Below are 19,512 nucleotides of genomic sequence, written 5' to 3'. Positions count from 1 at the left end.
TTGCCTTTCTTGCGTTTCGTCCTTCACCCGGCAACGGCGCTAAGCCTCAACGACTGCTCTTGGGTGAGGCGGTGAAGCCTTGAAGCAAGAAAAGCGTTGTTCGAGACGGTCGAGAGCGGAGACACGGGAGGCCGGAAAAACCTTATGGTTCCTGCTGTTCCGTCACCGAAACCAGCCCTCCGTTCAGCCACCAGCCAATTGGACCGGGTGTTGTGAACAGCGCGCTTATACCCATTTTTGCCCGGAATGCAAGGGCAAGGGGCGAAAAAGCGCGCCGTCCGGTTGTCAGATCGCCATCGGATATTGCCGGTGGATCGCCGCGATCCCCTTCAGCACGTCATCCGACAGCGTCACGTCGGCGGCGGCAATATCCACCTTCAGCTGTTCCATCGTCGTCGCACCGATGATGACTGACGCCATGAACGGACGGGTGAGGCAAAACGCGATGGCGAGTTGTGCCGGGTCGATCCCATGGGCCGCGGCAAGTTCCAGATAGGCCCTGACCGGGGCTTCCTGAAGCGGTTGCAGGCGGCCGCCGAGATTGCTGTTGATGCTGCCGCGCGATCCCGCCGGGCACGCGCCATTCTGGTACTTGCCGGTGAGAAGTCCGGCCGCCAGTGGCGAATAGGCGAGCAGACCGACATCCTCGTGATGGGCGACTTCCGACATGTCCAGATCGAAGCTGCGATAGAGCAGGTTATATTCGTTCTGGATGGTGGCGACGCGCGGCAGGCCACGGGCCTCGGCGATGTCGATATATTTCTGGGTGCCCCAGGCGCTTTCGTTGGAAAGGCCGATGGCGCGGATCTTGCCGGCCTTCACCAGCTCGCCGAGCGTGTCGAGCTTTTCGGTGATTTCGGCGAGCGTGCGCTCCTTGTCCTGACCGGAGGCGTCGAAGCTCCAGACGCCGCGGAAATGATAGGTGCCGCGATTCGGCCAGTGGATCTGGTAAAGGTCGATATAATCCGTCTTCAGGCGCTTGAGGCTGGTGTCGACAGCCTCGCGGATGGCGGCGGCGTCGATATCACGGCCGCCGCGAATATAATCGCGCCCGGAACCGGCGACCTTGGTGGCCAGCACGACCTGATCGCGCCTGCCGGTCTTTTCGAACCATGTGCCGATATAATCTTCCGTCCGGCCCTGCGTTTCGGCGGAAACGGGGGTGGTGGGGTAAAGTTCTGCCGTGTCGAAGAAATTGACGCCGTTTTCGACGGCGTAATCCATCTGCGCATGCGCCTCGGCTTCGGTGTTCTGTGTGCCCCACGTCATCGTGCCAAGGCAAATTTCGGACACGGAAATACCCGTGCGGCCCAATAGTCTCTGTTTCATGGAAATGTCCCGGTGCTAGGCGAGATGGTTTGAAAGGTGGCATGAAAGTAATGGGGAATTGCCGCAGTGCAAGAAAAAATATGATGAAAAGACAGGGGAAAACAGCACGGCAAAACCCCGGAGAAGGGCCTGCCATAGGGCCTCAAGCCTTGACTTCGCTTCCGGGAATGTGAATGGAAGTCGCAGGAATAAAGGCAAGGCCAGAAAAGAAGGACCACATCCCATGGGTATTGCATTCACATTTCCCGGTCAGGGAAGCCAGGCTGTCGGCATGGGCAAGGAACTCGCCGATACCTATGTCGAGGCGCGTGCCGTGTTCGAGGAAGTGGACGAGGCGCTTGGCCAGAAGCTTTCCGATATCATGTGGAACGGCCCGGAAGAGACGCTGACGCTGACGGCCAATGCCCAGCCGGCGCTGATGGCCGTATCCATGGCGGTCATGCGGGTTCTCGAAGCGCGCGGTTTCAAGCTTTCGGATGCCGTCTCCTATGTCGCGGGCCATTCGCTCGGCGAATATTCGGCGCTCTGTGCCGCCGGCACCTTCTCGGTTGCCGATACGGCGCGTCTTCTTCGCATCCGCGGCAACGCCATGCAGGCTGCCGTGCCGGTGGGCGAGGGCGCCATGGCGGCGATCATCGGGCTGGAGCATGACGCGGTTTCGGCAATCTGCGAGGAAGCCGGCATTCTTGGCGTCTGCCAGATCGCCAACGACAATGGCGGCGGCCAGCTCGTCATTTCCGGCGGCAAGGCGGCTGTCGAAAAGGCGGCGGCAATCGCCTCCGAAAAGGGCGCCAAGCGCGCCATCATGCTGCCGGTTTCCGCCCCATTCCACTCCGCGCTGATGGCGCCGGCGGCGGAAGCGATGCGCGAGGCGCTGGCCAAGGTCGAAAAGAAGGCCCCTGTCGTGCCCGTCATCGCCAATGTGCGCGCCGCGCCGGTTTCCGATGCCGACGAGATTGCCGCCCTACTGGTCGAACAGGTGACGGGTCAGGTGCGCTGGCGCGAAACGGTTGAGTGGTTCGCCGCCAACAATGTCACGCAGCTTTACGAGATCGGCTCCGGCAAGGTGCTGACGGGCCTTGCCCGCCGTATCGACAAGACGGTGAACGGCGTTGCCGTCAACGGCGCTGCCGATATCGACCAGCTTCTTGCCACCCTCATCGGCTGAGACGGATACTCCGGCTGCCGCATTCATCGGGCGCAACAGCGCTGAACATTTTCAGTCCGAAGCTCTAAAGAAGGAATAGGACATGTTTGATCTGACAGGCCGCAAGGCTCTCGTAACCGGCGCGACCGGCGGCATCGGCGAAGAAATCGCCCGCCTTCTCCACAGCCAAGGCGCGACTGTGGGCCTGCACGGCACCCGCGTTGAAAAGCTCGAGGCGCTGGCGGCGGAACTTGGCGAGCGCGTCAAGATTTTCCCGGCGAACCTTGCGGACCGCGCCGAAGTAAAGGCTCTCGGTGAAAAGGCCGAAGCCGAGCTGGAAGGCGTCGATATTCTCGTCAACAATGCCGGCATCACCAAGGACGGCCTCTTCGTGCGCATGAGCGACGAGGACTGGGACAACGTCATCGAAGTGAACCTGACCGCGATGTTCCGCCTGACGCGTGAGCTGACGCACCCGATGATGCGCCGCCGTTTCGGCCGCATCATCAACATCACCTCCATCGTCGGCGTCACCGGCAATCCCGGCCAGGCCAACTATTGCGCCTCCAAGGCCGGCATGATCGGTTTTTCGAAGTCGCTGGCCCAGGAAATCGCCACCCGCAACGTCACCGTCAACTGCGTGGCGCCGGGCTTCATCGAAAGCGCCATGACCGGCAAGCTGAACGACAAGCAGAAGGAAGCCATCATGGGCGCCATTCCCATGAAGCGCATGGGAACCGGTGCCGAAGTGGCGTCGGCCGTTCTTTATCTGGCTTCCAATGAAGCCGCCTACATGACCGGCCAGACCCTGCACGTCAACGGCGGCATGGCAATGATCTGACGGCGCCATCAGCCGTTGTGAAAAGGATTGCGGCGCGATTTCAGTACCTTCTTGGGTAGCTGGCGCCGCAAGGCCCCGGATGCCGGTTTCCGGCGAAATAGCCTGTCATACGCTGTGCTTAGCGCGTTTTCAGGCTTTTCGACCGATTGAAACCGTGTTAAGCGGGCCAAGACTGTGAACAGTCGTCCCGGAGAGACAGGAAGCCGTTGCGATTTTGCGTGACGATGTCTAGCTTGGACCGGGTTGAACGGGTTTGCCCGCAGTGCCGGATTTGAACGGCGCATGAGGGCTTCTAACAGGGCAGGGTGCCGCGAGGCATTCCCTTCAAAATAAAGGTCGAGGAAACCGACATGAGCGATATCGCAGAACGCGTAAAGAAAATTGTAATTGATCATCTTGGCGTTGACGCCGACAAGGTTGTCGAAGGCGCCAGCTTCATTGACGATCTGGGCGCTGATTCGCTCGACACCGTTGAACTGGTCATGGCTTTCGAAGAAGAATTCGGCGTTGAAATTCCCGACGACGCAGCTGACTCGATCCTGACCGTTGGCGACGCCGTCAAGTTCATCGAAAAGGCCCAGGCCTGATCGACCTTCATCGGGAAGGTGAAATATCTTCCCGTCTTGGCCCGGCTTGTCCGGGCCAATGTTTTATAGAGAGACGGTACGCGCCCGAACGGGTGTGTGTCCCGTAGATTGCATGGATTTCCGGCCCCGAAGCGGTGCCCGGCAAATAATGCGGACATTTGAAATGCTGCAGCATTCCGTGAGCGTCACCCCTGTGATGTCCGGCGTTGCAGAAAGACCGATGATTTGGATAAGGGCGGAGCATTGGCGATGAGGCGTGTCGTTATCACCGGTACCGGCATGGTATCTCCTCTTGGATGTGGAACGGAAGTCACCTGGGAAAGGCTGCTCGCCGGCCAGAACGGTGCCCGTCTCGTAACTGAGTTCGAAGTCGAGGACCTGCCCGCAAAGATCGCCTGCCGCATTCCCGTCGGCGATGGCTCCAATGGCACCTTTAATGCCGATGACTGGATGGAGCCCAAGGAACAGCGCAAGATCGATCCTTTCATCCTGTACGGCATGGCTGCCGCCGACATGGCGCTTGCCGATGCAAACTGGCATCCGGAAACGGATGAGGACCAGATTGCCACCGGCGTGCTGATCGGCTCCGGCATCGGCGGTCTGGAAGGCATTGTCGAGGCGGGTTATACGCTGCGCGACAAGGGTCCGCGCCGCATTTCACCATTTTTCATTCCCGGCCGTCTGATCAACCTCGTATCCGGCCAGGTTTCCATTCGCCACAAGCTGCGCGGACCGAACCATGCCGTGGTGACGGCCTGCTCGACCGGCGCGCACGCCATTGGTGACGCTGCCCGGCTGATCGCGCTTGGCGATGCCGATGTCATGGTTGCCGGCGGTGCCGAATCGCCGGTCTGCCGCATCGCGCTTGCCGGTTTTGCCGCCTGCAAGGCGCTTTCCACCCAGCACAACGACAATCCGGAAAAGGCCTCGCGCCCCTATGACCGCGACCGCGACGGTTTCGTCATGGGCGAGGGTGCGGGCATCGTGGTTCTGGAAGAGCTGGACCATGCCAGGGCGCGCGGCGCGAAGATTTACGCCGAAGTCGTCGGTTATGGCCTTTCCGGTGATGCCTACCACATCACGGCGCCCTCCGAAGACGGCGAAGGCGCCTATCGCTGCATGTCGATGGCTCTGAAGCGCGCGGGTCTCACGCCTGACGATATCGACTACATCAATGCCCACGGCACCTCCACCATGGCCGATACGATCGAGCTTGGCGCGGTCGAGCGGCTTGTCGGCGAATCGGCATCGAAGATCTCCATGTCTTCCACCAAGTCGGCCACCGGCCATCTTCTCGGTGCGGCGGGTGCCATCGAGGCGATTTTCGCCATGCTTGCGATCCGTGACAACATCGTTCCGCCGACACTGAATCTCGACAATCCCGATGTCGAGACGAAGATCGATCTGGTGCCGCACAAGGCGCGCAAGCGTCAGGTTAACGTGGCGCTCTCGAACTCCTTCGGCTTCGGCGGCACCAACGCCTCCCTCGTGCTGCGCCGTTACGAAGCCTAGGCATGTCTTCCGAAACCGGGCAGCGGTTTTGGGGTGAGGACTTGCGTAAACCAGAATCCAGATCGCGACGGATTTGCCGTCGCGATGGTGCCCGCGCAGCAAACCGCCTCGGGTTGTTGCGGCTCTCTCCCGCCGGGTGCTGAAAGACAGCGCTCTTTCCTTTGAAGAACGCCTTGCGGTCTGCGAAAGCCATTTCGATTTTCGCGCCGATATTGTAGTCGTCTATGGGAGGTGGTTTGCCGGTTTCGGGATGATTTTCCCGCCACGGGCGGATTGCAGATCGCAGACGGCTTTACCTGACCGGCTCCGCCAGCAACGATGTTTCGCGGGGCCGGAAAAGAGGCATTCACAATGTCTCTATGTGGTGCAGGAAGATATTCCGAACCTGTTTTTGCCGCATTACCTGCGCAAAAAGCGCTGACAACGCCGAACTGAAAAGGACCGACGGTGAGCGACACGAACCAGAACAGCCAGGGACCATACGGACGAGACGGTGGAGGCGAGGGCAATCGCGGCCCGATCATTCCGAAATCCCCGACCGAGGCGCTGCGCCCGGAAAAGGTGCCGGCCCCGCCGAAGCGCTCCCGCAAGGCCCATGGCCAGCTGGTGATCTTCCTGAATTTTCTGATGACGCTTGCGGTCGCCGTCTGTGTGCTGGCCATCGCCGCCTTTTATTACATGATCAATGCGTTCCAGGAGCCCGGTCCGCTTCAGACGAACACCCATTTCACGGTGCGCAACGGTGCCGGCATCATCGAGATTGCCAATAATCTCGAGCGCAATGACGTCATCTCCAATGCCCGTGTTTTCCGCCTGATGACCGGCAGCTACCTGCAAAAGGACCAGACGCTGAAGGCGGGTGAATATGAGATCAAGGCCGGCGCATCGATGAAGGACATCATGATGCTGCTGGAATCCGGCAAGTCGATCCTTTATTCCGTATCGCTGCCGGAAGGTCTGACCGTCAAGCAGATGTTTGCACGTCTTGCTGCGGACGAGGTGCTGGACGGCGAATTGCCGTCGGCCCTGCCGGCGGAAGGCAGCCTGCGCCCGGATACCTATCGCTTTACCCGCGGCACCAAGCGCGAAGAGATCATCAACCAGATGAGTGCGGCGCAGGACAAGCTGATCGACATGATCTGGGAACGGCGCGATCCCGACCTGCCGATCAAGACCGTCGAGGAATTCGTGACGCTTGCCTCGATCGTCGAGAAGGAAACCGGCAAGGATGACGAGCGCGCCCACGTCGCCTCCGTTTTTTATAACCGCCTGAAGAAGGGCATGCGCCTGCAGTCCGACCCGACGATCATCTATGGTCTGTTCGGCGGCGACGGCAAACCGTCGGACCGGCCGATCTACCAGTCGGACCTGCAGAAGCAGACGCCGTTCAACACCTATGTCATCAAGGGCCTGCCGCCGTCACCCATCGCCAATCCGGGCCGCGCGGCGCTTGAAGCCGTCGCCAATCCATGGCGCACGGATGACCTTTATTTCGTTGCCGATGGCACGGGTGGCCATGTCTTTGCGAAGACGCTGGACGAACACAACGCCAATGTGCGCCGCTGGCGCAAGATCGAGGCGGAAAAGGCGGCAGCAGGCGCCAATCCCGATGTGGCCGTGGATGGCCAGCCGGGTGGCGCAGAGGCGGAAAAGCCGGCCAACAACTGATAATCGTGACCGGGCCTTGTCATCGCAAGGCCCGGTTTCGCAGGGCATGACGGGGGGAATCTGGATATGACATTGCAATCGATGACCGGCTTTGCGCGCAGCGAAGGAACCTCCGGCCGTTACCGCTGGGCGTGGGAATTGCGTTCGGTGAACGGCAAGGGGCTCGATGTGCGCCTGCGTCTGCCCAACGGTCTTGAAGCGCTGGAAACCGGCCTGCGGGAAATCGCGGGCGAGCATCTCTCCCGTGGCAATATACAGGCGGGCCTGACGCTGACGATTGCGGAAAACCGGCTGGAGGCCGTCATCAACCGCGATGCGCTCGCTGCGGTTCTGGCGCTCAAGAAGGAACTTGGTGCTGTCGTTGACGACAGGCCGTTGAGTTTCGATACGCTGCTTACGCTGCGCGGCCTTGTCGATTTCCGCGAGGCGGAAGACGACGCAGAGGCGCAGGCGAGACGCAACGGCGATGTGCTGGCCGGTTTCGCGGCCGCCGTCGAGAAGCTGAAGGATATGCGCGAGCGGGAAGGGGCTTCGCTGTTTGCCATCCTGTCCGGCCATATCGACCGGATCGAGCAGCTTGTAGACGTGATCGAGAGCGACCCTTCCCGTCAGCCGGATCAGATCGCGGCAAGGCTTGCCCAGCAGATTGCCCTGATCGGCGATGGCATGCACGGGCTTGATCGCGACCGTCTCCATGCCGAGGCGGCGCTGATCGCCACCAAGGCGGATCTGCGCGAAGAGATCGACCGCCTGCGCGCGCATGTGCAGGCGTCGCGGGAGCTTTTGACGAATGGCGGGCCTGTCGGCCGCAAGCTCGATTTTCTTGCACAGGAATTTAACCGCGAGTCGAATACAATCTGTTCCAAATCGAACGCCAGTGCGGTAACCGCAGCAGGCATAGAGCTGAAAGTGGTTATCGACCAGTTCCGCGAGCAGGTCCAAAATCTGGAGTAGACCCCATGGCCCCGGTGAATGATTCTCCCGTCACGATTGCCCGCAGAGGGCTGATGCTGGTGATTTCTTCACCATCCGGCGCGGGTAAATCCACGATTGCCCGCAACCTGCTCGACAAGGACAAGAATATTGGCCTCTCCGTCAGCGTCACGACGCGTCCGCGCCGCCAGAGCGAGATTGACGGCATCCATTACCATTTCATCTCCACGCGTGAATTCGAGCGCCTGCGCGACAGTGACGCGCTGCTGGAATGGGCGGAAGTTCACGGTAATTTTTACGGCACGCCGCGTGGGCCGGTGGAAGATGCCATGGCCGCCGGCCGTGACATGCTGTTCGATATCGACTGGCAGGGTGCCGAGCAGCTGCAGGACAAGATGAAGGCCGATGTCGTGTCGATCTTCATCCTGCCGCCGACGATGACCGAACTGCAATCGCGCCTGCACCGCCGGGCGGAGGACACCGAAGAGGTCATCAAGACGCGCCTTGTCAATTCCCGCGCCGAAATCGAGCACTGGCGCGATTATGATTATGTCATTCTCAATGACGACCTGCAGGCCGCCTTCGAAGCCGTGGAAGCCATCGTGAAGGCCGAACGCGTCCGCCGCGACCGCCGCCACGGTATGTTCGATTTCGTGCGGGCGTTGCTTGAGGAAGAGCCGAAGCTCTGATTTACGTTGCGGGTCCGCGCGCCAGCCATTGGCGGGACAGTCGCTCGTCCATCGTGTCTTCCGCCCAGCCATGGCCCGCGTCGATCGTCTCCAGGGCGATATCCGCACCGGCTGAAACCAGTTGTGCGGCCAGATGCGGAGCATCGGAGGGGTGACGCCGGTCGTCACGGGTGCCCGCCAGCAGAAGTATGGGATATCCTGCTAGATTTGGAAGAGGCTGCTCATTCCTCGGGGATAGTGGACGAAGCAGGATAGCGCCTTTTGATAGATGGCGGTTCTGACATATCGTTTCAGCCGCGATGATCGCACCATTCGAATATCCGACGAGAAAGGGTCTTTGCCCCGTCTCCTGAAAGACGAAGGTGACAAACCGGCATAGTCTGGCAGCTTGGTGTTTCAGATCGTCGATATCGAGCTGTCTGTCAGGCTTTCTGCGAAAAAATGCAAAGCCATTCTCCCATGGAACAGCCCCTCTCGGCGCATATAAGACGCCCTTAGGGAAGGTGGCACGGCCAAAGGAGACGAGGTCGTCTTCCGTTCGTCCCGATCCATGCAGCAAGACAACCGCGCAATCGGTCGTGTCGGCGGGAGTGTCGAGTTTGTAGTGAAAACCGGCATTATCCACGCGCTTGTTCCTCTATTCGCCAGGTCCACGAACCTGCGGCCCACCACCGTTCAGAACAGTGCGTCACATGGCGTATTTACAGGCAATTCGCCAATGTCACGAACTCTTCCACCGACAGCGTTTCCGCCCGTCGTGTCGGATCGATGCCCGCTTTTTCCAGCAGTGTTTCGCCGCCAAGGCTTTTCACGCTCTGGCGCAGCATCTTGCGGCGCTGGCCGAAGGCGGCCTCGGTCACTTTTTCAAGCTTGGCAACGTCGCAAGGCAGCGGCTTGTCCTTCGGCAGCAGGTGCACGACGGTGGAGGTTACTTTCGGCGGCGGGCTGAAGGCCTGCGGCGGCACGTCGAAGGCCATTTCCGATACCGTGCGCCAGCCGGCGAGAACGCCGAGGCGGCCGTAATGGTTATCGCCTTCTTCCGCCACGATGCGCTGGCCGACTTCCTTCTGGAACATCAGCGTCATGGAGAGCCAGAAGGGCGGCCATTGTTTCGGCAGCAGCCAGTTGACCAGCAATTGCGTACCGACATTATAAGGCAGGTTGGCGATGATCCGTACGGGTTCGCCGGCGGGAAGCAAGGTCTCGAAATCGGTCTTCAGCGCATCACCCTCGATGACCTCAAGACGTCCGGGATAATGTGCTTCTATTTCCGCCAGCGCCGGCAGGCAGCGGCTGTCGCGTTCGACGGCGATGACCTTTTTTGCACCAAGTGAAAGAATGGCGCGGGTAAGGCCGCCAGGTCCGGGGCCGACCTCGATCACCGTCACACCCTCAAGCGGTCCCGCCGTTCGGGCGATCTTCTGGGTGAGATTGAGGTCGAACAGGAAATTCTGCCCGAGCGATTTCTTCGCATCGAGCCCGTGGCGCTGGATGACATCGCGCAGCGGTGGCAGTCCGTCTATGGCCGCCATTATACGCCAACCCGGCTGCGGGCAGAGATTTCTGCCGCCATCTTCAGCGCCGCGACAAGGCTCGCTTCATTGGCGATACCCTGACCGGCAATGCCGAAGGCGGTGCCATGGTCGGGTGACGTGCGGATGAAGGGCAGGCCGAGCGTGACATTGACGGAATCGTCAAAGCCGAGCGCCTTGGCCGGAATGAGTGCCTGGTCATGATACATGCAGACCGCCACGTCGTAGCGCTTGCGGGCGGCATCATGGAACATGGTGTCGGCGGGCAGGGGGCCGAAGGCATCGATGCCGTCCTTGCGAAGCCGCATGGTTGCCGGATGAACCACATCGCGGTCCTCGGTGCCGAGCGCGCCATCTTCGCCCGCATGCGGATTGAGACCGGCGACAGCCAGACGCGGCGCCGCAATGCCGAATTTCTCGCGCAGATCGGTATCGATGATACGGCAGGTCTTGACGATCAGCTCTTCCGTCAGCGCCGCCGGCACGTCTTTTACCGGAATATGGATCGTTACCGGCACGACGCGGACCTTGGGGCCGGCAATCATCATCACCGGCGTTACCTGCTCGCCGGTCTGGCGCAAGGCGAGATCGGCCAGAAATTCCGTATGACCGGGAAAACCGAAACCCGCTTCGTAAAGCACGGACTTCGCAATCGGATTGGTGACGACAGCCGCAGTCTTGCCCTCAACCGTCAGGGACACGGCGGTCTCGATGGCCTTGATCGTCGCGTGCGCTGCTCCGACATGCGGCTGGCCCGCCTGTACCTCGAAACCGACGGGAAGCGGAAGCACAGGGAAAGCACGCTCGAACAGGCCTACGGCATCACCCGTTTCGCAGGTCTCGATAGTGACCGGGATACCGATCAACGCCGCACGGCTCGCCACCACATCGGGATCGCCGATGAAGATAAAGGGCGGCAGACCGTTCTCCCGGCGCTTTGCCCAGGCGGTGATGGCGATATCAGGGCCGATACCGGCTGGATCTCCCTGTGTCAGGGCAAGCGGCAGGGATGCATGTGTCACGGAAAGACCCGGCTTTCGTCTCAGTATCAGGTGTTGACGATCTGCGCCTTCTTGCGCAGCTCATCCATATATTTCTTCTCGTTGGGGTTTTCGCCGCCCTTGGCCTTCATCAGGTCTTCGGCCTTGAACACCATTTCCGCGGCATAGTCGTCGGATACCTGACGCTGCTTGCAGATTGCCAGATATTCGACGCCTTTTTCGGTCACGCGGGTGCCGGTGGTGCCGCCTTCCTTGGTCTTTTCCACCAGCGCCTTCCAGTCTTCCGGCAGTTCGGGCGCGAGAATTCGTCCAAGGTCCTTGATCGCCACGTCGCGCATGGTTGCGGCAAAGCTCATGGCCTGATCGCAGCCGGGGTAACGCTTGCGCGAGGCTTCGGCCTCGGCCTTGCGCTTGCCGGTAATGGCGTTACGCTTCGATTCCGGAATGACGAAAATGATCTGCTGCAGGAAATATTCCGTGGTGACCGGCTTGTCGCCGCGTTCCTTCAGGCGGGTAACGAGGTCCTGGGTCGACATCTTGCCACGTGCGCCATAACGGGCGTTGACAAGGCGAGGCCAGCTCATCTGTACGGCGATGAAGGCTTTGAAATGATCGGCGCCAACACCGGCCTTCGAAAGGATCTGTGTCAGCTGCTGCGGGTTCATTTTGTTATTGGCGGCAAAGCGCGCGAAAGCCGCGTCGACATCGTCCGTACTGACCGACATTTTCACGCGGCCGATTTCTTCACGCTTCAGCGCTTCGTCCACCAGCTGCTCGCGGGCCTTTTCGTTGAGATTGCCGGACTGGCGCTGCAGCTTCAGAAAGGCGACGCGCTTGGCGATATCGTCATTGGTGATCGGCGTCTTGTTGACGACGATCTTGACCGCGCTGTCGGCAAGGGCCTGGCCGGAATAGGGCACGACGGCCATGGGGACGGCGAATATCGCAAAGGCGAAAGCAGCGCCACGCAAAGCCGTCTTTCCGAAATTCATCATATCCTTCTCCCTTTCGTCGGGCCGGGTCCTGTTTCCCTGTCCCGCCAATCTGTTCGTCTGTCGCTCAGGAGTGCGGCACTCCCGGCTTTCAGAGCTGCATTTTTGTATCCGCACCACGATTTTGCCACGTATATATCATCGTGATCCGCAGGACGGCAATGTGTCGGTTTGTTGAAAGAAAACCCCGATGAAGGTTTAAACGCAGCCGACACTGGCGTGTTGTTGCGGCAAAACCGTGACTTTTACTGGCTGAATGGCAAAAAGGCAGGCCACGATGCTGTGTGACCTGCCTTTAAACTCAGTAATTGTTCGGTTTCCAGCCGATATCCATATCGGCCCAGTCTTCGTTTGCGGAGCCGACACTGATGTCGCCGAGCGTGCGGAACGCCAGACGGGCATTGATCGACCAGTCATTGGCGGACTGCCGGCTGGAATTGATGTTGCCCTCGTCGGAATAGCTGACGGTGAAGATCGTGCATTCATCCTGGTAGAGAATGCCGATCCGGCGCTCGGCGGCAAACTTGCCGTTCAGATCGTAGTTGATCGAGCCGAACAGCGACCAGTTGTCATCCATGCGCAACATGCCGGAGGCCTGAACGATGTCGCGGTCTTCGTTATAGCCATATTTCGGCTGTGCCTTCACCTGCGTATAGCTGAGCTTGCCGGTGATACGGCGGTCCGAATAGCTGAGGCCTGTCTCCGAGCGATTGATATCGAGATCGTCCTTGTCGAGACGCAGGCTCGACGACAGCGAAAGACCAATCGGCGCATCGAAGGCAGCCATGGCGACGTAATCCGAACGGTCGGATTCCAGACCGGAATTGGCGCCGACATTGGCCAGATCGTAGGAGGCGAAGGAGTTTTCACCCGCCAGATGGAAGGACTGGCCGACAATGGCACGAACACCATAACCGTTGTCGAAGGTACCATTATAGCGGAAGCCGAGATTGGCGCGGGTGCCGCCCTCGATCCGGTCGAAACCGGAGAACTTGTCGCGCTCGAACAGATTGGTCGCATCGAATACGAATGCCTGCGCATCTTCGTTTGGAAGGCGGCCGGAATATTGCTCGTTCGGGCGCACGAAAATCTGTGCGATCGGTTCGATCACGTGGCTGCTGTTGAGCGCCGTGAAGAGCCAGGGATAACGCACTTCCAGGCCGCCCGTGACCATGCCGCGAAACGCAGCATCGTCATGCATCATGCCCTCATAGGCATAGGATGTGCCGCCCGACGTGAAGCTTGACGGAGACATGTCCGTCCACAGCGCATCGCCGCGCGCAGCGAGGATAGGCGTGATCTGCAGACCGCTATCCATCGTGAAGGTGCGCTTCCACTCGGCTTCGGTGGAAAGGCGCGTATAATCGCCCTCGAGTCCGTTGAAGCGCGAATAACCTCCAAGCGCGTAGGAATCCTGCTTCAGGCGGGTGATGCTGGTCAGATTGGTGGTCAGCGAGAGCTCGCCACCATAGACCGGATCCGGCACGAAATAACGGTAATCGACAACAGGATGGACGATCGCCTGTTTGCGCTCCAGGGATTCGGTGTTGTCTGTGTCTTGAACGTTGAAATAATAACCGCGAGCTTCGAAGGTGTTACGTTCACCTGTGCCAGTCAGGTAAATCTGGTTGGTCTGGACGTCGTTCTTGTAACCCTTCAGCCCGTAGGTGCGTGAAAAGTTGTTGTCGGTCTGCACCATCGCATCCCAGCCGAAGGCCCAGCGCGGATTGATGGTGAAGTCGCCCTTGCTGGCGATCATGCCGCGATTGTCGTTCAGCGCGTCGCTGGTTCCGGCCGTGAAGGTTTCGGATTTCAGCTGGCTGATGCCGGCGATCGTGACCGTGTGCATGCCGGTTTCGAAACGCTGGCGCAGTTCCGCCTGCAACAGCAGGCCCTGCGTCGTGTAATAGGTCGGCGTAACCGTCACATCCGATGTATCGGACAGGACCTGGAAATAGGGAACGCCGATGCCGAAACCGAGATTGTCGGTAATGCTCATCTGCGGGAACAGGAAGCCGGACTTCCGCTTCACTGTATTGTCGGGAACCGTCAGGAACGGCACATAGGCAATCGAATGGCCGAAAAGCTGCAGGCGGGCTTTTTCCAGCCGGATCGTATGGGTCTTTCCGTCCTGGACGACGCGCTCGGCCTTGACCTGCCAGAGCGGCGCCTTTTCAGGCTTTGCGGCGCAGGGCAGACAGGCAGTGTAGACGCCGTTGTTGAGGACCATAAGATCGCCTTCGAGACGCTCGGCGCTCTCACCCGCGATACGGGTATTGTCCGGGGTCTCGACGCGCAGCGCGTTGACGAAGCCCTGACCGAAATCGTCAGTGACATCCATCTCGTCGGCATAGATCTTGTTGCCGCCGGGCTCGATCAGTTCGATGTTGCCATGGGCGATCACGCGACCGGTCTGCTGATTATATTCCACTTGCTGGGCCACCATGCGGTAGCCCGAATATTTCATGCGAACCACGCCCTTCGCGATGACGCGCTGGGAATCGCGATTATAGGTCAGTTCATTTGCTGTAAGCAGGAGTTTCGAATCGTCTTGGCTTGCCGACGCAAGCAAACCATCCTGGCCGAAAGCGACCGGGCTGGATGCCAAATACGCGCACACAGCGGCACCTGTCAGAAGGGCCGTCCAAAGCCGCCTGATATTCCCGCGGTCATATACCGCCACTAGCCGTCCTCCTGATGAAGCAGAATGGTTGCCCCCAAAGCCAACGCCACGATAACTGGAACCCAGACCGCAACGGTGGGAGGGACAACACCACCACTCCCGAATGCCCTTACGAGCACGGTTACTACATAAAGCACGAAGCCGGAAACGATTCCACCCAGAATCACGGAGCGCGACTGGGCGAAGCGGCTGAACTTTAATGAAACGGTCGCGGCGATCAAGGTCATCGCAACCAGAAGCAGGGGCGTCGATAGCAGGAAATGATACTGCGTCTCAAGCGCTTTTGAAGACAGTCCAAAAGACTTTGCAACTTCGATCTTGTGAGAAAGATCAAAGAAAGCAACGGTTTCCGTCTGCGTCATCCGTTCCTGCACGAATTCCCGTCTCAGATTGGTACTGATCCGCGTGCTCTCTTGCCGAACTGGCACATGTCCCGCGCGGGTTTCCGTTACGCCGTTAAGAAGCCAGTAACCATCTTCCAACTTTGCCGACTTGGCATCCTGCCGCGAGACGATGTTTCCGTCCTTGTCGAGGTGGATCAGAACCACATCGAGCAGCATCGTTCCATTGTCCTCGAAGCTCTTGGCGCCGATGATCGTGTCCTGGCCGCCGCTCGCCTGGCGCATCCACGGAATGATCTGCTGCTGGCGGCCGCCATTGGCTTCGTTGCGCCATCCCGCTTCCATCGCCAGCGACCGGTTCTGGCCCCATGCGGCGATGGGGTTCAAAACGGCGACGGACAGAATGCCGAGAAGGACCGCTCCCAGGACGAAGGGAAGGATGAATTGCCAGGCGGAAACACCTGCTGCGCGCGTGACAACCAGTTCATAACGTCGATTGAGCGAGATCAGCGTCGTCATGCCCACGAAAAGGGCGATGAAGGGAACTGTCTGCTGCAGGATCAGCGGCAGGCGAAGTGCTGTCAGGCCAAGTGCGCCCGGAACCGAATAGCCCGGCACACTGGACATGCGCCGCGCCGTCTCGCTGAAATCCGCGAGATAGATGATCGACGATACGCCGAGCACGAACCATACGGCGGTTATCAGATATCGTTTCAGGAAATACCGGGCAAGCGTGTTGAAAATCATGCGTTGCCGCTCCCCGAATTGCGTGCCAGCCGGCTGGAGAACAGACGGCGCAGGCGGCCTGCCGCATCCGCGATCACCTTCGGCATTTTCGGCTTGCGACCGGTTATCAGGATGAAGGCGGCCGCGGCGCCGCTGAGACCCGGCACGGCATAGACCAGCGGGATGAAGGCCGCGCTCTGCTTGACCTGATTGGTGACGTAAAAGCCGAGCCAGCGCAGCATGAAGGCCGTTACCAGCGCGGCGACCATCGGATGCATGCGCGCCTCGCGGTGCGAGCGGGCATCGGCGGCGATGACCAGCGAGATGAGCGCGAAGGAGAAGGCGAACATCCAGTCCGACAGCCGCTTGTGCAATTCGCTGCGGAAGTTCTCCGGCGACCGCTTGTAGCTTGCATTGTTCTCGTCAGGAGAAAGAAGGAAGCTGAGGCTGGCATCGCCGGGAGACAGCGACGGCTCGGAATCCTGCTTTTCCGACATGGTCGAGAGATCGAAGGCATAGGACAGGAACTTGACGATCGAGACCTTGCCGTCAGGCGTCTTCTGCTGCACTTCGCCGTCGCGCATGGTCAGCGACGTGCCGCTCTCATCGATCATGCCTTCCTTGGCGTAATAGATGAGATCGAAATTCGGATCGCGGCGGTCGGCGACGAACAGGCCCTTGAGAATACGGCCCTGCCGCTGCGCGATCTGCACGTAAAGACCGTCCTGAATGGTGCGGAAGGTCTTTTCCTCGATCACGGATGAGAGCAGGTCGGCATAGGCCGCAGCCACCATCTGCCGGGCGGAATTGCGCGCCGGCGGCTCGATGAAATTGGTGATTGTAAAGGAAAACGCACTCAGAACGGCGGCCAGAATGAGAACCGGGCGAAACATCACCGAACGCGGCGCCCCGGCGGCATCGATGATGGCAAGCTCGGAATCATTGTTCATCGCCGTGAAGATCTGGGTGATGCCGATGACGAGGGCGAAAGGCAGGACGACGGGAATGAGCGTCGGCAGGATCATGGTCGCAAGCGCCATGAAGGAGCCCATCGACTGGCCTGTATCGGTGACGAGATTGATTCTCTGGAGAACCTGGATGGTCCAGATGATGGCCAGCACCGGCAGCAGCGCGACCAGAAACATCTGCGTTGTCCGCCGCAGGATATAGTTCTCGAGAAGCTTCATACTGCCCTTGTCGACATTGTTTTTTCCGCACGATCGCCCGCCGGATTTCCGCCTATCTAATCGCATCGTTTGCAATTGGCTATTCCGGCGTGCTCACAAATATGTTTTGCGCGACGATTTTTCCATCGCCTGTGTCTTTTTGTGGAACAAGCTGTCGGTTTCATGACGTGATTTCCTGTTTCACAAAAATGCCTTTCCTTTAAAGACTGTAGGCCTTTAAAGAATGCAGGGTTGCGCCCAGGGCCGAAAAGGCCATGATTGTGCGCATCATGCAGGTCGTCCACGAAGAGCAGGAAAACATGTCCGCCAAATTCGATATTTCTTTCGCCAATTCCGCTTCGCTTGAAAACGCTCTGGCCGTTGTGCTGCAGGCCTCGGGTGAGACACAGGCCGTCGCCGGTGCTTCCGAGGCCGATCCGGGTGGGGTGATCGACAGGGCGGCGAAGATATCGGGCTTCTCCGCAAAGTCGATGACGACGCTCGACGTGATCGCGCCGCAGGGTTCCGCGGCCGACCGGCTGCTCGTCATCGGTCTCGGCAAGCCGTCGAAACTCGTGGCGCATGACTGGCTGCGCGCCGGCGGCACGGCTGCCGCCGGTTTCCGCAAGGCGGACAAGGTCGCCATCTATCTCGACGCTCCCGGCATTGAGGTCGGTGCCCAGGCGGCGGCGGATTTTGCTCTCGGCCTGCTGCTGCGCGCCTATAGCTTCGATGCCTACAAGACCAAGAAGAAGTCCGACGACGAAAAGACCCCGAAGAAGGTCGATGTCATCATCGTCACCGCGGCCCATCGGGAAGCGGAAAAGGCCTTCGCCGTGTCCGAAGCCGTGGCCGGCGGCGTTCTGCTGGCGCGCGATCTCGTGAACCTGCCGCCGAATGCTCTCGGTCCCGTCGAATTTGCCGAAAAGGCCGAAGAGCTGCGCAAGCTCGGCGTCGATGTGGAAATTCTCGGCGAGAAGGAACTGAAGAAACTCGGCATGAACGCGCTTCTCGGCGTGGCGCAGGGTTCGGCCCGTCCGCCCCGGCTTGCGGTCATGCAGTGGAATGGCGGCTCCAAGAAAGATGAACCCGTTGCTTTCGTCGGCAAGGGAGTGGTTTTCGATACCGGCGGCATTTCGCTGAAGCCCGGCTTGAACATGGAAGACATGAAGGGGGACATGGGCGGCGCTGCGGCCGTGACCGGCCTCATGCATGCGCTCGCCGCCCGCAAGGCCAAGGCGAATGTGATCGGCGTCATCGGCCTGGTGGAAAACATGCCCGATGGCAATGCCCAGCGCCCCGGTGACATCGTTACCTCCATGTCCGGCCAGACCATCGAGATCATCAATACCGATGCCGAGGGCCGGCTGGTTCTGGCCGATGCGCTCTGGTACACCAAGGAACGCTTCAACCCGAAATTCATGATCAATCTCGCCACCCTCACGGGCGCGATCACGGTTGCGCTCGGCAATCTGCAGGCGGGCCTCTTCTCCAATGACGATGAGCTGGCCACACGCCTTGCAGATGCGGGCGAGGTGACGGCTGAAAAGCTGTGGCGCATGCCGCTCGGCAAGGATTACGACAAGATCATCGATTCCAAATTCGCCGACATGAAGAACAGCTCGGGTCGTCTGGCCGGCTCCGTCACTGCCGCCCAGTTCCTCAAGCGTTTCGTCGGCGAAACGCCATGGGCGCATCTCGATATTGCCGGCACGGCCATGGGGTCGCCGCTCACCGAGATCAACCAGTCCTGGGGATCGGGCTATGGCGTGCGGCTTTTGAACGAACTCGTTCGCGCGCATTACGAAGATTGAGACGGCCGGAGCTCCAGGTCTGCGGATGACTGAAATTCTGTTCTACCATCTGACGGAATCGAAGCTCGAGGATGCCTTGCCGCCTTTGCTCGAAAAATCGCTGGAACGCGGCTGGAAGGTCGCGATCCAGACGGTTGACGAGGAGCGTCGCGACTTCCTCGAGACGCATCTGTGGACCTTTCGTGACGACAGCTTTCTGCCGCACGCCACGGATACGTCTTCGGCACCGCAAAGCCAGCCGATTCTCCTGACGGCCTCGGAGGCCAACGGTAACGGCGCAAATGTCCGCTTTCTGGTGGACGGCGCCGAACCGCCGGCGGTGGAAGCCTATGAGCGCATCGTCTTCATGTTTGACGGATATGATGCCTATCAGCTCGAAATGGCGCGAAATCACTGGAAGAGACTGAAGAGTGAAGGTCATGCCCTGACCTATTGGCAACAGTCGCCGGAGGGCCGCTGGCAGAAGAAGGCGTGAGCGCGGGCCGGTATCGATCTCGCCCGCCGGCATAGCCCATAAACGGACCGGCAAAAATTCGCACGTGGCGTCGCCT

General features: G+C 59.8%; 18 protein-coding genes. 10 read left to right on the top strand and 8 right to left on the bottom strand.

The window, feature by feature from the left end; genetic code table 11:
* Positions 1-285 precede the first annotated feature (285 nt).
* The gene (locus JZX88_RS21075) at positions 286-1,329 is read right to left on the bottom strand and encodes an aldo/keto reductase (protein ID WP_065115313.1); all 1,044 of its coding nucleotides are present in this window, start codon (positions 1,327-1,329) and stop codon (positions 286-288) included.
* 223 nt (positions 1,330-1,552) lie between these two features.
* Between JZX88_RS21075 and fabD the strand changes: the two genes are divergently transcribed.
* From fabD to gmk, 8 genes are all read left to right on the top strand, one after another.
* Positions 1,553-2,497: an ACP S-malonyltransferase gene (gene fabD, locus JZX88_RS21070; RefSeq protein WP_174029175.1), complete on the top strand. Its 945-nt coding sequence runs from the start codon at positions 1,553-1,555 to the stop codon at positions 2,495-2,497.
* Between the two features lie 82 nt (positions 2,498-2,579).
* Complete coding sequence (gene fabG, locus JZX88_RS21065; RefSeq protein ID WP_206914611.1) at positions 2,580-3,317, top strand: 3-oxoacyl-[acyl-carrier-protein] reductase; 738 nt, start codon at positions 2,580-2,582, stop codon at positions 3,315-3,317.
* Positions 3,318-3,667: 350 nt separating this feature from the next.
* Positions 3,668-3,904, top strand: a complete 237-nt coding sequence (locus tag JZX88_RS21060; protein ID WP_003502080.1) for an acyl carrier protein — start codon at positions 3,668-3,670, stop codon at positions 3,902-3,904.
* 249 nt (positions 3,905-4,153) lie between these two features.
* Positions 4,154-5,416 carry a beta-ketoacyl-ACP synthase II gene (fabF, locus tag JZX88_RS21055; RefSeq protein ID WP_206914610.1) on the top strand — a complete coding sequence of 421 codons (1,263 nt, stop codon included), beginning with the start codon at positions 4,154-4,156 and terminating at the stop codon, positions 5,414-5,416.
* A gap of 136 nt (positions 5,417-5,552) precedes the next feature.
* The gene (locus tag JZX88_RS21050; protein ID WP_206914609.1) at positions 5,553-5,837 is read left to right on the top strand and encodes a hypothetical protein; all 285 of its coding nucleotides are present in this window, start codon (positions 5,553-5,555) and stop codon (positions 5,835-5,837) included.
* 26 nt (positions 5,838-5,863) lie between these two features.
* Positions 5,864-7,084, top strand: coding sequence for an endolytic transglycosylase MltG (gene mltG / locus JZX88_RS21045; RefSeq protein ID WP_110759326.1), 1,221 nt, complete (start codon positions 5,864-5,866; stop codon positions 7,082-7,084).
* 66 nt (positions 7,085-7,150) lie between these two features.
* On the top strand, positions 7,151-8,038 hold the full coding sequence (locus JZX88_RS21040) for a YicC/YloC family endoribonuclease (protein ID WP_206914608.1): 888 nt from the start codon (positions 7,151-7,153) through the stop codon (positions 8,036-8,038).
* Positions 8,039-8,043: 5 nt separating this feature from the next.
* On the top strand, positions 8,044-8,706 hold the full coding sequence (gmk, locus tag JZX88_RS21035) for a guanylate kinase (RefSeq protein WP_110759322.1): 663 nt from the start codon (positions 8,044-8,046) through the stop codon (positions 8,704-8,706).
* 1 nt (position 8,707) lies between these two features.
* On the opposite strand, the gene JZX88_RS21030 is transcribed toward gmk, so the two are convergent.
* From JZX88_RS21030 to JZX88_RS21000, 7 genes are all read right to left on the bottom strand, one after another.
* Entirely contained in the window at positions 8,708-9,331 is a 624-nt protein-coding gene (locus JZX88_RS21030; RefSeq protein ID WP_206914607.1) for a dienelactone hydrolase family protein, read from the bottom strand.
* A 76-nt stretch (positions 9,332-9,407) separates the two neighbouring features.
* Positions 9,408-10,238 carry a 16S rRNA (adenine(1518)-N(6)/adenine(1519)-N(6))-dimethyltransferase RsmA gene (gene rsmA / locus JZX88_RS21025; protein WP_065115321.1) on the bottom strand — a complete coding sequence of 277 codons (831 nt, stop codon included), beginning with the start codon at positions 10,236-10,238 and terminating at the stop codon, positions 9,408-9,410.
* A complete protein-coding gene (pdxA, locus tag JZX88_RS21020; RefSeq protein WP_174031144.1) occupies positions 10,238-11,260 on the bottom strand; it encodes a 4-hydroxythreonine-4-phosphate dehydrogenase PdxA in 1,023 nt (340 codons plus the stop codon). The genes rsmA and pdxA overlap by 1 nt, the downstream gene beginning before the upstream one ends.
* A 26-nt stretch (positions 11,261-11,286) precedes the next feature.
* The gene (locus tag JZX88_RS21015) at positions 11,287-12,234 is read right to left on the bottom strand and encodes a SurA N-terminal domain-containing protein (RefSeq protein ID WP_065115323.1); all 948 of its coding nucleotides are present in this window, start codon (positions 12,232-12,234) and stop codon (positions 11,287-11,289) included.
* A gap of 298 nt (positions 12,235-12,532) precedes the next feature.
* Complete coding sequence (locus JZX88_RS21010; RefSeq protein WP_065115324.1) at positions 12,533-14,914, bottom strand: LPS-assembly protein LptD; 2,382 nt, start codon at positions 14,912-14,914, stop codon at positions 12,533-12,535.
* Positions 14,914-16,002 carry an LPS export ABC transporter permease LptG gene (gene lptG, locus JZX88_RS21005; RefSeq protein ID WP_206914606.1) on the bottom strand — a complete coding sequence of 363 codons (1,089 nt, stop codon included), beginning with the start codon at positions 16,000-16,002 and terminating at the stop codon, positions 14,914-14,916. The genes JZX88_RS21010 and lptG overlap by 1 nt, the downstream gene beginning before the upstream one ends.
* Entirely contained in the window at positions 15,999-17,168 is a 1,170-nt protein-coding gene (locus JZX88_RS21000) for an LptF/LptG family permease (protein ID WP_142855581.1), read from the bottom strand. The genes lptG and JZX88_RS21000 overlap by 4 nt, the downstream gene beginning before the upstream one ends.
* A gap of 299 nt (positions 17,169-17,467) precedes the next feature.
* Between JZX88_RS21000 and JZX88_RS20995 the strand changes: the two genes are divergently transcribed.
* Together JZX88_RS20995 and JZX88_RS20990 are read left to right on the top strand one after the other, a co-directional pair.
* Positions 17,468-18,961 carry a leucyl aminopeptidase gene (locus JZX88_RS20995; protein ID WP_206914698.1) on the top strand — a complete coding sequence of 498 codons (1,494 nt, stop codon included), beginning with the start codon at positions 17,468-17,470 and terminating at the stop codon, positions 18,959-18,961.
* Between the two features lie 25 nt (positions 18,962-18,986).
* Positions 18,987-19,436: a DNA polymerase III subunit chi gene (locus JZX88_RS20990; RefSeq protein WP_065115327.1), complete on the top strand. Its 450-nt coding sequence runs from the start codon at positions 18,987-18,989 to the stop codon at positions 19,434-19,436.
* The last annotated feature ends 76 nt before the right edge of the window (positions 19,437-19,512 follow it).

Origin of the sequence: Agrobacterium sp. OT33, assembly GCF_017313365.1 — a bacterium.
Lineage (GTDB): Bacteria > Pseudomonadota > Alphaproteobacteria > Rhizobiales > Rhizobiaceae > Agrobacterium > Agrobacterium rhizogenes_A.
Note: the sequence above shows the minus strand (reverse complement) of the source record. Positions and strands in the feature narration are given on the sequence as shown.